This is a genomic window from Mycobacterium sp. ITM-2016-00318 (assembly GCF_002968285.2).
GTDB lineage: Bacteria > Actinomycetota > Actinomycetes > Mycobacteriales > Mycobacteriaceae > Mycobacterium.
The window spans coordinates 4,656,010-4,669,758 of sequence record NZ_CP134400.1 but is presented as its reverse complement, the minus strand read 5'-3'; the positions used below and the strand labels follow the sequence as shown (position 1 = coordinate 4,669,758).

Below are 13,749 nucleotides of genomic sequence, written 5' to 3'. Positions count from 1 at the left end.
TGGCCCACTAGATTCGGTGATCAATATTCCGCTCGCGCAAAGGAGCGCACGGTGGATGTTCGTGATTCCGTACTGGTTACCGGCGCATACGGGTTGGTCGGCAGGCCTGTCGTCGATCGACTCGTCGCGGACGGAATCAAGGTGACCGCGACCGCGCACCGGACCGTCAAGCCGGCGCTGCCCGCAGACGTCGACGTGCGCCGGGTCGACCTGACGGAATCGGATCAGGTCAGCGCCTTGGTCGCCGACGTCGCCCCGTCGGCCATCGTCCACCTTGCTGCCTATATTCCGCCGTTGTGCTACGCCGACCGCGCGCGGGCCCGCGCTGTCAACGTCGACGCCACTGCCGCATTGGTGCGCGCCGCGCAGGCCATGACGAAGCCGCCGAGGTTCGTGCACGCATCGAGCATGGCGGTGTACGGCAGCCGAAACCCGCACCGGCACAGAGATTTACTGACTCCCGAGACGCCGCCGCTGGCCTCCGAGTTGTACGGCTGTCATAAGCTGCTCGCCGAAAACATCGTCCGCGCATCAAGTTTGGAGTGGTCGATACTGCGGCTCGCAGGCGTCATCACGCTGGAGCCATTGGTCGACTACGGGGATTTCGACTCGTTCTACTTCGGCTCGATCATGCCGGAGGACAACCGGTGTCACTCCGTCGACGTGCGCGATGTCGCTTCGGCGTTCGCAGCGGCGATCACCACCCCTGCCATCCGGGAGGTCTTGATGATCGCCGGCGATGATTCCCACAAGGTGACGCATCGCAAGATGGCCCTCGCGGGTGCCGACGCGATCGGGATGGGCCCCCTGATGTTTCCCGGCCGTCGGGGTGACCCCGATAGCGACACTGATTGGTTTCCAATGGATTGGATGGACACGACTCGCTCGGAAGAGGTTCTGTCGTTTCAGCGGCAATCGTACTCGGACTCCTACGAGGAGATCCGTGCGCGGGCTGACTGGAAGGTACGGCGGATGCGAATGATGGCCCCCGTGCTGGCCCGTGCGATGCGACGCCGAGCGCCGTACTACAAGCAGCCCGGCCAGTACGCCGACCCGTACGGCAGGATCCGTGACAGATGGGGTGATCCCTCGCCGGACGTCTAGCGATCTCGACGACGTCAAGCGCGTCGTCAACTGTCGCTGACGTCGGCCCCCGTGCCGGTCAGCCCGCAGAGCCGCCGCACGGCGTCAAGGCCCTCCGTTGTTCCCGGCCAGTGCCTGGCAAGGGCGTCGGCGCCCGCGCGCCTGGCCGTCGAACGCAGGACGAGTACGACGATGACGGCGTCGTCGGCATAACCCAGGACCGGAATGAAATCGGGGATCAGATCGATCGGCAGCGCAAGGTAGGCGAGTAGCAGAGCGAGTCGGATGCGGACGCCGGACGGCAGTGCGCGATCGCCGGCGAGCCGTTTCAGCAGCCGAAGCACGTCGGGAAGCAACCGCATCGCGTCCTGCAGCCCGACGTCGTCGGGTCTCGACAGCCACAACGCGATGATCATGGCCAGCCAGATCAGCGCGGAGCCGCCGGCCGACCCGAGCAGAACCACCCACCATTCCGACACGCGGCCATTCTCGTGCCAAGTTCGACCCATGACCACAGTGGCGATCCTCGCGGCCGACGCGATCACCCACCTGGGCAACGGACAGTCGCCCGTCACCCGGCGTGCGTTGTCAGGCGGTCACCGGGCGACGAGGGCGGTGTACCGCGGGCAGTAGACGCTGATGGCACCCCTGAGCAAACCGACGGACTGCCCCTTGTCGAGCCCCTTCGACTTCAGGCTGCTGATGATGCCCCGAACCGTCGGCGCGGGTTCGATTTTGCCGGCGTCCATTGCCGTGCAGATTCCGCGTCCCACTTGGACTGCCTCGTCGGGCGAGGGGACCGGGATGTCGAGCTGCTTGACGATGCCGATGAATGCGTCGTCCTCGGGTGTGGCGTGCGCCGACCCGGATCCGAAGGCGATAGCAACGCCGAGGATCGCTGCCGCGATTGTCGCGACCGATGCCCCTCGCGGGAAACCGGCTGTTGGCATTGCTGCTCCTGTGATGTTGTGGTTGATCATGACGATAGGGCATCCGACCGGGTGCCGGGCGGTGCGTCGGTTCGGCTGAGACCGAAGCGATACACCCGGCGTTGTGCCGTGGCCATACGCCATGCGCGCCGAACACGATCCATTGACCGGCTTGTTGAACCGGCGCGGGTTCGTCGAGACCGTCAGCAGCCGTCTACCCGTCGGTTTTGTCGGCAGCGCCGGGGACGCTCGACGCCGCCAGCAACGGTCGTTGTTCCAGCCGTAGGTCGCGCAGGGGTTATGGATCGCACGACCCGGGAAATCCAGCTAAGGGGCAAGCGCAAATGGACTAAAGTGCGCGCCAGAGTTGTGGCAAAAAAAGGGGGGCCATGAAACGGTTCACGCGTCCTGAAGCGATGGTCTTCTTGTCGTTTGAGGCCGAGGGTCGTCCGATGCACTTCTCGGCCATGCAGCTGTTCAGACCACCGCACGGCGCTGATGCTGAATTCGCGCGCAACACCTTCGAGGCGATGCGGGCTCATCGGGACGTCGCGCCGTCCTACACCGGGCATCCTGCGACGACTCGCCACGGAACATCGCTGCTGCGCTGGGCCAATGACGATGAGATAGACATCGACTACCACCTGCGATACACCACGTTGCCGGCACCCGGTGGGCTGCGAGAACTCCTCGCACTGGGCGACGAGCTGCATGCCCCGTTACTCGATCGGCGTAAGCCTCTATGGCAATGTTTTTTGATCGATGGCCTGAACGACGGACGCTTCGCCCTGTTGTACAAAGTGCATCACGCGCTGATGGACGGCATGGCCTGGGCGAATCAGATGAACGCGGCGCTCAGTACCGATCCCGACGACCGCCGGATTCGGGTGGGTTGGGAACGGCAGCCCGAATCTCCGAAGTCCGCCCGGCCGGCCCAGACGCGGCCCGAGCGACCAGTGGGGCTGGCGAAATTCGCGGCGGACTTCCGCCGATCCGCGTCGTTGATGAAGACCGCACTGCGGGAACCGCGGTTGATTCCCGCGTTCCGCGCACCACGCACGATCTTGAACGTCACTAGCGGCGCCATCGTGCGCCGCGGATGGCAATCCTGGCCGATGCAGCGCATACAGAAGGTCGCGAATGCTGCCGCCGTGAGTGTCAACGACGTGGCGTTGGCGATGTCAGCCGGTGCACTGCGTTCGTTTCTCGATGAACTGGGCGCGCTACCTGAGGCGCCCCTGGTCGCGATGGTTCCGGTCGACTTGCGCGACGAGCAGGACGTCGACGCCAACAACATCCTCGGCATCGCCCTGTGCAACCTTGCCACCGACCTGGACGAGCCGGAGAAGCGGCTGGAAACGATTCACGCATCGATGCAATACAACAAGCAGATAATTCGTCAGCTGCCCCGGCAGGTGGCAATTCAATTGGGCGGACTCGTTTGTGCTCCGATCAGTGGGAGCACCGGGTTGCGCGCGAAGGTCCCACCGATGTTCAACGTCTACATCAGTAACGTGCGTGGGAAGGACGAACCGCAGTACCGCAACGGCGCCAGATTCGAAGCCGCCTACGGGTGGGCGCCGATGCTGCTCGGACAATCGCTGATGTTCGGAACGCACAGCAATGCCGAAACCCTCGAGTTCGGGATCGCCGGCTCCGATTGCGTCCTGCCCGATCCCGCACATCTGCTCAGCCAGTTGGACACCTCGCTGAAGGACCTTGAACGAGCGGTCGGTCTCTGAGCAGCGCTAGGAGTAGCAATGTCCGCTTCCGATTCCAGTGTCGTCGTCGACGAGGTCAGCAAGTCGTTCGGTAACGTTGTCGCGTTGCGCGACATCAGTTTTGAGGTTGGTCGCGGTGAGGTGATCGGTCTGCTCGGGCCCAACGGCGCCGGCAAGACGACCATGGTCGACATCCTGTCGACGCTGACGCGGCCGGACAGCGGTCATGCGTGGGTTGCCGGCCACGACGTCGTTTCTCACCCTGCCAGAGTGCGCCGATCCATCATGCTGACGGGTCAGCAGGTGGCCATCGACAACATGCTGACCGGCCGACAGAACCTGGTGATGTTCGGACGGCTTCAGGGCCTTGGCAAGTCGGATGCCCGTGCACGGGCGGCAGAGCTGATCGCGGAATTCCACCTGAGCGATGCTGCGGATCGTCGAGTGGATGGCTACTCGGGCGGGATGCGCCGACGGATCGACATCGCCTGCGGTCTCATCGTCCGCCCCGAGGTGGCCTTCCTGGACGAGCCGACGACCGGTCTCGATCCGCGGGGCAGGCAGAGCATTTGGGACCTGATACGCGAATTCAAGAACGCCGGCATAGCCACACTTCTGACAACTCAGTATCTCGAGGAGGCCGACGCGCTCTGTGACCGGATCGTCTTGATCAATCATGGAACCGTCATCGCGGAGGGACCGGTTGACGAGCTCAAGAATCGCACGGGAGACGGCTACTGCGAGATAACCCCCAAGGACCCGCAAGACCTGCCGGCCATGGCAGCCGCCCTGGGCTCGCTGTTGTCCGACGAGCACAGGCTAGAACAATCCACCGATTCCGGTCGAATCACGTTGCCCGCGCGCGACGGCGCGGACACCCTCGTCGAGGCGCTGCGCCGGCTTGGTTCGGCCAACATCGAGTTGGTGGACGTGGTGCTTCGGCGACCTTCCCTCGACGACGTCTTCTTCGCGTTGACCAAAGAGTCCGCGACGCGCACCAGCGACCCCGCAGCGGCCGCCGTGACGTCATGACCACGTGGACCATGGCGCGACCGCGCCCGTCGCCACTACGACAGTGGTGGGTGCTCACCGTTCGGGTAATCGCGCCGACTGTACGCAATGGCGAGCTGCTCATCGCGATCACGATGTCCGTCGGCTTCACCGCCGGCCTCTACATCCCCCTCAATCGGATCATGGCCACTGTCGTGCAGGTGAACTATGCGCAGTACCTCATGCCCGCGATTGCGCTGCAGGCGGTTTTCTTCGCAGCCATGTCGGCTGCGCTGCGATCAGCGACCGACTCGGTTCACGGCATCAACCGGCGATTCGGCGCCATGCCGATCCCTGTGATGACACCAATGGCCGCCCGCATGTCAGGCAACGTATACCGGTGCGTGGTCGCGCTGGCCACTGCGATTGTTTGTGGGCATGTGATCGGATTCCGGTTCTATCAGGGTGCCGAAAACACCGTTGGCTTCTGCGTTTTGGTGCTTCTGATCGGCGTGGTCGTGGCGGTCCTTGGCGACCTGATCGGGATGGCAGCCGCAAATCCCGAGGCGACGACCCACATTCTTCTGCTCCCGCAGATCACCTTGATGACATTGTCGGTGGGATTCCAGCCTGCAGAGCTGTACCCGCGATGGATCCAGCCATTTGTTCGCAATCAGCCATTTTCCCAGTTCGTATATGCGCTGCGCGCTTTGGCAGGCGATTCGAGCGGCTCAGCCGTCCCTTCGAGACTGTCAGTCGTCGGGCCGGCACTGCTGTGGCTGATCGGTACAGCGGCGTTCACGGCGTTGTTGTACGTCGTGGTTCAGCGGAGGCGGCGATGAGCCGTTCGGAGGGTTCTCCTCGACTGCTCTACCTGCATACCTGGGTGCAGACGCAGCGTCTACTCATCCGGTGGTGTCACGATGTGCAGACGGTCATCCAGGCACTCATCTTGCCGCCCATGTTCCTGCTGTCCATGAACCTCGTATTCGGCAAACCCGTTTCGGCGGTCACCGGTCACAGCGCGCTCTACGGCACTGTTCCGATGGCGGCGCTCGTCGGGGCCATCTTCGGATCGACGGCAAGTGGAATCTCGCTGATGCGCGAGCGCGAAGAAGGCCTACTTGCCCGCTTCTGGGTGCTTCCGGTGAACCGCGCTTCCGGTCTTCTGGCGCGCCTGGTGGCCGAGGCGGCCAGGACTCTGGTCACCACGGTGATCGTGATTTGCACCGGCGTGGCGCTGGGGTTTCGGTTCGAGCAAGGAATCCCTGCAGGCGTGGCGTGGGTGGCGGTGCCAGTAGCATTCGGGGTCGCATTCTCGTTCTTCGTCATGACTGCGGCCCTGTACCTGGTCAACACCGTGCTGGTGGACGCGACAGGAGTCGCGGTCATGCTGTTGATCTACTTCTGCACCGGGTTCGTGCCGCTGGCGGAATATCCACAGTGGATTCAGCCTGCGGTCCAGCACCAGCCAATGAGCTACGCCGTTGACGCCATGCGGGGATTGTCACTCAGTGGTCCGGTGCTGACTCCGGCGACCGGAATCTTGCTGTGGTCGGTCGGGATCGTCGTCGTGTGCGCGGTGCCGATGATCCTCGGGTATCGCAAAGCCAGCACTCGGTAGCAGACGCTTCTGTCCACATGTGGACGCGGTGTGGACGTGACTCGCCTGTGAGTGCACCCGTTGGCACGCGATAGCCGCAGATAACGCCCTGACTTGGACATTTGCGCGGTGCCCCACCAGGGCTCGAAGCTGGGACCTGCGGATTAAAAGTCTGCTTTCTTCTGCGCTTGTTATTTCGCCTTGGATTCGGCGACGGCCGTTAGGTGGCTCCACCCCGACAGACGGCGTTGGCTTGCGAACGGATCCTTCACCATCAATACGGAAGTCCTGCGGACCTCCCGCGGACTGCGACAGCACGCAGAAGTGGTGATAATGCTCCCACCCAAGGCTGATGTGCTGAGCGTCCCAGTCGGCCTACGCGAGATTCAAAGCGAATGTTGTGTCCAGTGTTATTGCTCAATCAACCCAAATTGGCGTCTGACCTGCTCAGATGCGCGGGGTTCCGCAAGAATGTTTACTCCCGGCAAGCAGAGTAGCGATCATGAACAGAACACATCTTCAGATGATCCATACCGACTGCGTGGCCGCAAGACTGCCCGACGCGGGACCGCTACATTTAGCTGACGACGCGTCCCAAGGCTTGGAGAATACGTCGAGAGCAGGAGTACGACGATGGAGCAGCGAGGGTTCGGAGACCTCGAGGCGGTGATCATGGATCGTGTGTGGAATCGCGCTGAGCCGGTGACAGTTCGCGACATCTTTGACGAACTCTCCACAAAGCGCCGGATCGCCTATACGACCGTGCTATCGACGATGGACAACCTTCACCGCAAACGATGGTTGCAACGTGAACTGAGCGGTAAGGCGTATTTGTACCGGGCGTCGATGTCGCGGGAGGAACGGTCTGCTCGATTGATGCGAGCGGCATTCGAGTCCGGCGGCGACACTGGCTTGGTGCTGGCTCATTTCGTCGAGCAAATGAGCGAGGAAGAATCCGCTCAGCTCAAAGCAGCCCTGCGCCGGGGGCGGCGGCGATGACGACAGCGTTGTGGCTTCTGGTGTACGGCGGGCTACTGACATGGCTCGCACCACCGGTGCTACAGCGACTTACCGCCACTGGTCTCAGCCCGCGCATGGGGGTGGCGGCCTGGCTCACAGCGATAGGCGCGGCGCTTGCGGCCTGGGCGGGCGCGCTAATGCTCGTACTCGATGCGGCACTGGACAGCCTCACTGATTCCTCAGCTGTCACTTTGTGTCTGGAGCTGTTCGGATTGTCTGAGCACACCCAGGTGCCTGGTCAGTTTGGTTCGATTGCGCTGCTGACCGTGGGCATACTCACTTCAACCGTGATCATTCGTCGCGTCTGGCGATCGATCACCGCACTGCGGACGCGCAGCCACGAGCACGCACACGCTGCCCGCATGGTCGGTCGCTCCACCAGTCGACCCGACATTGTGGTCGTCGATGCGCACCGCCCTGCGGCCTATTGCGTGGCCGGTAGGCCCTACGCGATTGTCGTCACCTCCGCGGCCCTGACAACTCTCGGTCGCCGGGAGTTAGCGGCCGTGCTGGCACACGAGAGTGCTCACATCGCAGGGCGCCATCACCAACTGCTCATGGTGCTTCGAGCCATAGCCGCCAACCTCCCTCGTCTACCGCTATTTCGCGGCGGAGCAGAATCGGTCGCTGCGCTGTTGGAGATGTGTGCCGACGACACAGCGGCCCGCCGTATCGGAGCGCGCCCCCTGCTTGGCGGCTTGCTGACTCTGGCAGGGCCTCACGCGCCGGTAACCACCGGTTTGGCCGCCGCCGCAACAGCCGTCGCGACCCGCGCGATTCGACTAACCACGCCCGCCGGCCGCGGGGCTCAATGGTGTCAGCGGCTCGCATTAGCGGTCACCATGCTGGTGACACTGACGGCGCCCGCGGTCATAGAACTGCTGTGTCACCACTGAACTTGTTAGCTGTGACTGGCGACTGCTGGAGTGTGTCAATGGTCACACGGCATCTCCAAGTTTGAACCCTGACAAGCGCCGCGTCGCATCTCCTTCTGCAATCAACCAGCTGCGAAGTGTCGGCGCCGCGACGCACCCATGGTCAGGCGGACAGCAGCGAAGGCCCACGGCCGCGCTCGCCGCATGTCCACTCGTCTCGCCAATCTACGTAGGAAAACCGTAGGTGAGCTGGTGAAACACTCGACGTAGTACCGTCGGCGAGCACCCGGTGCGACTTGTTATCTCTTTTGATTCCAGGACGTCTCGGGTGTGAGCGCTACTCCAGTGACGCTTTACGAATCGGCACCCTGCACGCTATCGCGGGGCGGTAACAACACGGCGTCAAGTCGGCGGCTGGATCGATTCGTTCAGATCCGCTGCTACAGTCGGAAACATTGTGAGGTACGACGACCTAGTTCCTAGGACGCGACTGCGCGCAGTCGTGGCGTTGGCACTCGCGGTTTGGATCGTCGTGTCCGGTACCGAATGGGCGGCATCTACTGCCGACGAGGTGTCCCACGGTCCGCATGCGTTGGCTGCAAGCCCACACGGCGGCTTTGCTGTGGTGTCTGATCATCCGCACTTGGGGGAAGGGTCGATGCCTGTACAACCTGATGCAATTGCGGAGGCTGTTCTGCCGCGCGCCACCGTTGCTCTGGTCGCGCTGGTGCTGGTCGCCACAGTCGCAGCTTCGGTGCTGTTCTGGCGACAGGCATCGCCAAACGGGATCCGTGGCCCGCCCCGAATACTTCTTGCATCTGAGAGTGGCCGGGTCCTGTTGACCCGGCTGTGCATCGCGCGCCGCTGACCGCGTAGCACCAGACCAAGCCCGCCATAGGGCGAGCTCGGTCGGCAACAGCTACCCGTTATCAGCGGCCGCGGTACTTGTCGCGGCTCCGAAGAGAAGCGACACATTCTATGGACCACGTCCTGTCAATCCACACACCCGACCTGGCACTATCCCGGCAACACCGGCTCCGCCGAAATGAGCGGCCGGGCTCTATGGTGGGCCACACCCCGGTGCTGCGCATCTCAGCGCCATTCACTCCTGGGGAGCGCGGCTTCTGGGCCAAACTCGAAGGCTTCAATCCCGGCGGCATGAAGGATCGGGCCGCGATGCACATGGTCGAGCGGGGGCGGGCCAGCGGTGCTCTGCGACCAGGGGCCCGCATCGTCGAGTCCACAAGCGGCACATTGGGTCTGGGTCTCGCCTTGGCCGGCACAGTCTATGAGCACCCTGTCACTCTGGTCACAGACCCGGGGATGGAGCCGATCATCCAGCGGATGCTGTCAGCCTTTGGCGCCGACGTCGAGTTGGTGACGGAACCACATCCCGAAGGTGGGTGGCAGCAGGCACGCCGCGACCGGGTGCAGCAGATTCTCGCCGCTGAGCCGCAGTCGTGGTACCCCGACCAGTACAACAATCCCGACAACGTCGAGGCTTACCGCCCGCTGGCGTTAGAACTGCAGGCGCAGCTCGGTCACATCGATGTTCTGGTGTGCTCGGTGGGCACTGGCGGACATTCATCCGGCGTTGCCCGAGTCCTTCGGGAGCACAACCCTGATCTACGGTTAATCGGCGTGGACACGATCGGATCGACGATCTTCGGCCAGCCCGCCAGCAAGCGTCTAATGCGCGGGCTGGGATCGAGCATCTATCCGGGGAATGTGGACTACGCCGCGTTCAACGAGGTCCACTGGGTGGCTCCCTCCGAGGCGGTGTGGGCTTGTCGCAATCTTGCGGCCACGCATTACGCGAGCGGTGGCTGGAGTGTTGGGGCAGTCGCGCTTGTGGCCGGTTGGGCGGCACGCACGATGCCTTCCGCTACCACGATCGCCGCAGTCTTTCCCGATGGGCCGCAACGCTACTTCGACACCGTCTACAACGATGAGTACTGCCGGGATCATGGTCTGCTGGGCGTTACGCCGTCCGATGAGCCGGCTGTCATCGATGATCCGGCTGCACAGGTCGTTTCGTCGTGGACTCGCTGCGTCAATGTCGTCGACCCGGTGGCGGTGATGCAGTGATGGCTGTGCTGACCAAGTTTCGCAGTTTCGGCTGGCCGAGCCGGCTGCTGATGATCAACCAGTTCGGCATCAATCTCGGCTTCTACATGCTGATGCCCTATTTAGCGGGATACCTGGCCGGTCCGCTCGGGTTGGCGGCGTGGGCGGTCGGGCTGGTGTTGGGGGTGCGGAACTTCTCCCAACAAGGGATGTTCATCGTCGGCGGCACGCTCGCGGATCGACTCGGGTATAAGCCGTTGATTGTGGCGGGTTGCCTGCTACGTACCGCCGGATTCGGCCTGCTGGTCGTGGCCGAGTCGTTACCGGCGATGCTTATTGCCTCGGCTGCAACGGGTTTCGCCGGTGCTTTGTTCAACCCCGCGGTGCGGGCATACCTGGCCGCGGATGCCGGCCCGCGGCGGGTTGAGGCGTTCGCAGTGTTCAATATCTTCTATCAGGCAGGAATCCTGGCCGGTCCACTGGTTGGGCTGGCGCTGATGATGTTCGACTTCCGCATCACTGCGGCGGTGGCGGCGGTCGTGTTCGCCGCCCTGACCGTCGCGCAGTTGTTCGCACTGCCGGCACGGAGCGTCGGCGCGCCGGAAGGCAGAGCGTCAGTGCTTGCCGACTGGCGTGTCGTCCTCGCCAATCGATCGTTTTTGTTGTTCGGCGTAGCAATGATCGGCTCGTACGTTTTGTCCTTTCAGGTGTACTTGGCCCTGCCGCTTCACGCCGGAATACTCGCGCCGCATCGGGAGTCGCTCGTGGTGGCCGCCGTGTTCGTCGTGTCCGGTGTGGTGGCGGTGTTCGGCCAAATGCGCATCACACGATTCTTCGGTGCGAGGTGGGGTGCGGGACGCTCCCTGGTGGTCGGCCTCGTAATTCTCGCGGCCGCGTTCGTACCGTTGATAGTCGTACCGGGCAGTGGGCGCTTAGGCCTCGTTCCTGCGGTTGTCGCGCTGTTAGTGGCCGCGGGAGTACTAGCGGTCGGTTCGGCGGCCGTGTTCCCGTTTGAGATGGATACCGTCGTCTCGCTGGCCAATAATCGGCTAGTCGGCACGCACTACGGCTTCTACAACACCATCGTCGGAGTCGGAATCTTGGTCGGGAACCTCGCAACAGGAGCGCTGATGCAGGCCGCCCGCAATGCCGGCGTCGGCGAGCTTATCTGGTTGGCACTCGCCCTGATTGGGCTGGCCTCAGCTGCTGCGCTATACCGCCTCGACCGCACCGGTCGACTACAGCCGGTACCGCAGGTCGGAGTGAGCGAAAGGGCCGCCTGACGGCAGCTGTCGGTCGGCATGGGCGCTGAATTCGACCTGCACAACCCTTTTGATATCCCTCGCGGATCCAGGAAATACCGGGCCCCCCGACGTGGCGCGCGGCCACTGCGAAGGCGTGAGGCACGACCACCGGGGTTGCGTGCGGTACCCCGTGGGGGTATGTTCAGCGGTGAGCCAGTGATACCCCCCAGGGGTATTCGCGCGGGAGCTCGATGATTGGAGAGAACATGGTCAATAGACGAGTGGCAGCTCTTACCATCGCTATGTTCGGCGCATCCAGGTTCGGAGTCGCGCCTTCGGCCCATGCAGCACCCTCTGCCGCTACATCCGCGGAGGATGTTGTTATCTCGCAGCAGCGCAACGGCTACAACGTGATTGTTAATCGCACCGGTGCAGCCCCCTTAAGGAGCACGAAGTGGAATCTGTACGGCTGGGCCGGGACCTCATCGAAATGAGCACCGTTGGCGTCGACCGTGAGGTGTCACCAGGTACACAACGGTCTACGTCGACGCCCGTTGCTGATGCATGTAACCGGGAATACTCGTCGTCCAAGCACTTCGCCGATTCGTCGACTACTAGCAAGGAGCGCAATGATGACCGTCCACCGAACGCACAATCACGATCACAGCGGCCACGCAGTTGAACTTGGCGGAAACGTCAACACCATGGCCTTGAGCGCCACGCTGCACTGCCTAACGGGATGCGCGATCGGCGAGATCGCCGGCCTGATCATCGGCACCGCGCTCGGGCTGAGCAATCTCGCCACGATCGCGCTGGCCGTAGCACTGGCTTTTCTGTTCGGTTACGCCTTGTCCACGCTGCCGCTGCTCCGCGCCGGCGTGGCGTTGGGCACGGCGCTGACTGTGGTGTTGGCCGCTGATACGTTGTCGATTCTGACGATGGAGATCGTCGACAACGCTGTCATGGCCATCATTCCCGGCGCGATGGACGCAGGATTGGTCAATGTTGTGTTCTGGGTGGGCATGATGATTGCGCTCGTCGTCGCCTTCATCGCGGCCTACCCCGTCAATCGCTATCTGCTAGGTAGAGGCAAGGGCCATGCGCTCACGCACGAGTACCACCACGGCGGTGCGACTCCGACGGGGGCGCGCAGATTCATTCCGGCCTTCAGCACAGGAGGGTTGGCGGCTGCGATCACAGCGTTCATGTTGGGCGGCTTGGTGGTATCAATCGCCGATCAAGTTGCCGGCCCTGAACCTGCAACACAGCATGCGCAGCCCTCGACGACAACTGCAGAACAAAAATCCAACTGATGACACTGCCTGCTGACGCCGCCTCCTAAGCGGAGCGGCGTCAGAGGTGATTCTGCTCCCAGCGGCCTCGTTGTTGCTGCTCGGATTCCCAACTGCCCGGCCGCCGAAAGTGACCGCACTTCTACCCGAAGAAGGTCGCCCCCCGCAGCCCGCGATCGGCCGGCATCCCTGACACGTGGAATACCCCAGGGGGTACTTGCGCCCCTGCGGCATCGACTGATAGCGTTTACTGCATATACCCCCCTGGGGTATAGAGGAAGGAGATGGCCAATGTCCGTTGTCGTGTTGATCAGACCCGCCGCCGGCTACACGACACGGCCAATTTCACCACCACCGGCCTCGGCCGAGCAGGTGCTCGCCACAGGCTTCGTCCGCGAAGAGAATACCGATACGGAGTACCGCGAACGACTGCAGATTCTGCATGGTGGTCCTCGGGTGCGTCAGCAATGACCAAGGGAAGCCAGCGATTCGAGGAAGTCGAGCGGGCAATCCGGCGACGCACCTTCGCGACGTTGTCGACGCTGGACCGCAGGGGAGCGCCCCACGCCACCGGTGTGGTTTATGCGGTGTCACCACCAGATCAGCCACTGACGCTCTATGTCACCACCAGGACCACCACAGTCAAAGTGGCCAACATCCGCACCATGCACAGGTAGCTTTCGTCATCCCAGTGCCACACCGGCTACCGATGTTCCCGCCCGCTGCAGTTCAGTTCCAGGGTATCGCGGAAGTATTGGCCGCCGAAGACGCGCGCGCGCTTCGCGCCTTCGAGTCATCTTGGTTTCATCGCCGGATTCTGGAGGCCGAGCAGCACATCATAAGCGAAGGTAGACACCTGTGCTTCCTAGCGATCCGACCTCGTCACACCCTCTCTACTTACGGCATCGGCATGTCAATCCTCGAC

At 63.0% G+C, this 13,749-nt stretch carries 14 protein-coding genes; 12 read left to right on the top strand and 2 right to left on the bottom strand.

Translation table 11 applies throughout. The features are described 5' to 3' along the window. The first annotated feature begins 51 nt into the window (after positions 1-51). Complete coding sequence (locus C6A82_RS22910) at positions 52-1,104, top strand: NAD(P)-dependent oxidoreductase (protein ID WP_105343619.1); 1,053 nt, start codon at positions 52-54, stop codon at positions 1,102-1,104. Positions 1,105-1,130: 26 nt separating this feature from the next. On the opposite strand, the gene C6A82_RS22905 is transcribed toward C6A82_RS22910, so the two are convergent. Together C6A82_RS22905 and C6A82_RS22900 are read right to left on the bottom strand one after the other, a co-directional pair. After that, entirely contained in the window at positions 1,131-1,499 is a 369-nt protein-coding gene (locus C6A82_RS22905; RefSeq protein ID WP_233216838.1) for a YkvA family protein, read from the bottom strand. 180 nt (positions 1,500-1,679) lie between these two features. Further along, positions 1,680-2,033, bottom strand: a complete 354-nt coding sequence (locus C6A82_RS22900) for a DUF732 domain-containing protein (protein ID WP_105343628.1) — start codon at positions 2,031-2,033, stop codon at positions 1,680-1,682. 368 nt (positions 2,034-2,401) lie between these two features. Here C6A82_RS22900 and C6A82_RS22895 point away from each other — a divergent pair, with 368 nt between their 5' ends. The 11 genes from C6A82_RS22895 (at position 2,402) to C6A82_RS22845 (ending at position 13,501) form a co-directional block, all read left to right on the top strand. Further along, positions 2,402-3,754, top strand: a complete 1,353-nt coding sequence (locus C6A82_RS22895) for a wax ester/triacylglycerol synthase family O-acyltransferase (protein WP_105343617.1) — start codon at positions 2,402-2,404, stop codon at positions 3,752-3,754. Between the two features lie 18 nt (positions 3,755-3,772). Then, positions 3,773-4,765, top strand: coding sequence for an ATP-binding cassette domain-containing protein (locus tag C6A82_RS22890; protein WP_105343615.1), 993 nt, complete (start codon positions 3,773-3,775; stop codon positions 4,763-4,765). Then, positions 4,762-5,565, top strand: coding sequence for an ABC transporter permease (locus C6A82_RS22885; protein ID WP_199193671.1), 804 nt, complete (start codon positions 4,762-4,764; stop codon positions 5,563-5,565). The genes C6A82_RS22890 and C6A82_RS22885 overlap by 4 nt, the downstream gene beginning before the upstream one ends. After that, complete coding sequence (locus C6A82_RS22880) at positions 5,562-6,347, top strand: ABC transporter permease (RefSeq protein WP_105343613.1); 786 nt, start codon at positions 5,562-5,564, stop codon at positions 6,345-6,347. Before C6A82_RS22885 ends, C6A82_RS22880 begins: the two co-directional genes overlap by 4 nt. Before the next feature lie 612 nt (positions 6,348-6,959). Further along, positions 6,960-7,325 (top strand): BlaI/MecI/CopY family transcriptional regulator, encoded by a 366-nt coding sequence (locus tag C6A82_RS22875; RefSeq protein WP_105343611.1) that lies wholly within the window; start codon positions 6,960-6,962, stop codon positions 7,323-7,325. Continuing rightward, positions 7,322-8,242 (top strand): M56 family metallopeptidase, encoded by a 921-nt coding sequence (locus tag C6A82_RS22870; protein WP_105343609.1) that lies wholly within the window; start codon positions 7,322-7,324, stop codon positions 8,240-8,242. Before C6A82_RS22875 ends, C6A82_RS22870 begins: the two co-directional genes overlap by 4 nt. A gap of 957 nt (positions 8,243-9,199) precedes the next feature. Next, positions 9,200-10,309 (top strand): PLP-dependent cysteine synthase family protein, encoded by a 1,110-nt coding sequence (locus C6A82_RS22865; protein ID WP_311101489.1) that lies wholly within the window; start codon positions 9,200-9,202, stop codon positions 10,307-10,309. After that, positions 10,309-11,571, top strand: a complete 1,263-nt coding sequence (locus tag C6A82_RS22860) for an MFS transporter (RefSeq protein ID WP_199193610.1) — start codon at positions 10,309-10,311, stop codon at positions 11,569-11,571. Before C6A82_RS22865 ends, C6A82_RS22860 begins: the two co-directional genes overlap by 1 nt. Positions 11,572-12,164: 593 nt before the next feature. Continuing rightward, complete coding sequence (locus tag C6A82_RS22855; protein WP_233216756.1) at positions 12,165-12,845, top strand: DUF4396 domain-containing protein; 681 nt, start codon at positions 12,165-12,167, stop codon at positions 12,843-12,845. Positions 12,846-13,115: 270 nt separating this feature from the next. Then, complete coding sequence (locus C6A82_RS22850) at positions 13,116-13,295, top strand: hypothetical protein (protein ID WP_142405866.1); 180 nt, start codon at positions 13,116-13,118, stop codon at positions 13,293-13,295. Beyond that, complete coding sequence (locus C6A82_RS22845) at positions 13,292-13,501, top strand: pyridoxamine 5'-phosphate oxidase family protein (RefSeq protein WP_233216755.1); 210 nt, start codon at positions 13,292-13,294, stop codon at positions 13,499-13,501. The genes C6A82_RS22850 and C6A82_RS22845 overlap by 4 nt, the downstream gene beginning before the upstream one ends. Positions 13,502-13,749 lie beyond the last annotated feature (248 nt).

Coding starts and splice junctions, on each gene's coding strand:
- C6A82_RS22905 (WP_233216838.1), bottom strand. CDS start 1,499: ATGATCATCGCGTTGTGGCTGTCGAGACCCGACGACGTCGGGCTGCAG.
- C6A82_RS22900 (WP_105343628.1), bottom strand. CDS start 2,033: ATGCCAACAGCCGGTTTCCCGCGAGGGGCATCGGTCGCGACAATCGCG.
- C6A82_RS22895 (WP_105343617.1), top strand. CDS start 2,402: ATGAAACGGTTCACGCGTCCTGAAGCGATGGTCTTCTTGTCGTTTGAG.
- C6A82_RS22890 (WP_105343615.1), top strand. CDS start 3,773: ATGTCCGCTTCCGATTCCAGTGTCGTCGTCGACGAGGTCAGCAAGTCG.
- C6A82_RS22885 (WP_199193671.1), top strand. CDS start 4,762: ATGACCACGTGGACCATGGCGCGACCGCGCCCGTCGCCACTACGACAG.
- C6A82_RS22880 (WP_105343613.1), top strand. CDS start 5,562: ATGAGCCGTTCGGAGGGTTCTCCTCGACTGCTCTACCTGCATACCTGG.
- C6A82_RS22875 (WP_105343611.1), top strand. CDS start 6,960: ATGGAGCAGCGAGGGTTCGGAGACCTCGAGGCGGTGATCATGGATCGT.
- C6A82_RS22870 (WP_105343609.1), top strand. CDS start 7,322: ATGACGACAGCGTTGTGGCTTCTGGTGTACGGCGGGCTACTGACATGG.
- C6A82_RS22865 (WP_311101489.1), top strand. CDS start 9,200: ATGGACCACGTCCTGTCAATCCACACACCCGACCTGGCACTATCCCGG.
- C6A82_RS22860 (WP_199193610.1), top strand. CDS start 10,309: ATGGCTGTGCTGACCAAGTTTCGCAGTTTCGGCTGGCCGAGCCGGCTG.
- C6A82_RS22855 (WP_233216756.1), top strand. CDS start 12,165: ATGACCGTCCACCGAACGCACAATCACGATCACAGCGGCCACGCAGTT.
- C6A82_RS22850 (WP_142405866.1), top strand. CDS start 13,116: ATGTCCGTTGTCGTGTTGATCAGACCCGCCGCCGGCTACACGACACGG.
- C6A82_RS22845 (WP_233216755.1), top strand. CDS start 13,292: ATGACCAAGGGAAGCCAGCGATTCGAGGAAGTCGAGCGGGCAATCCGG.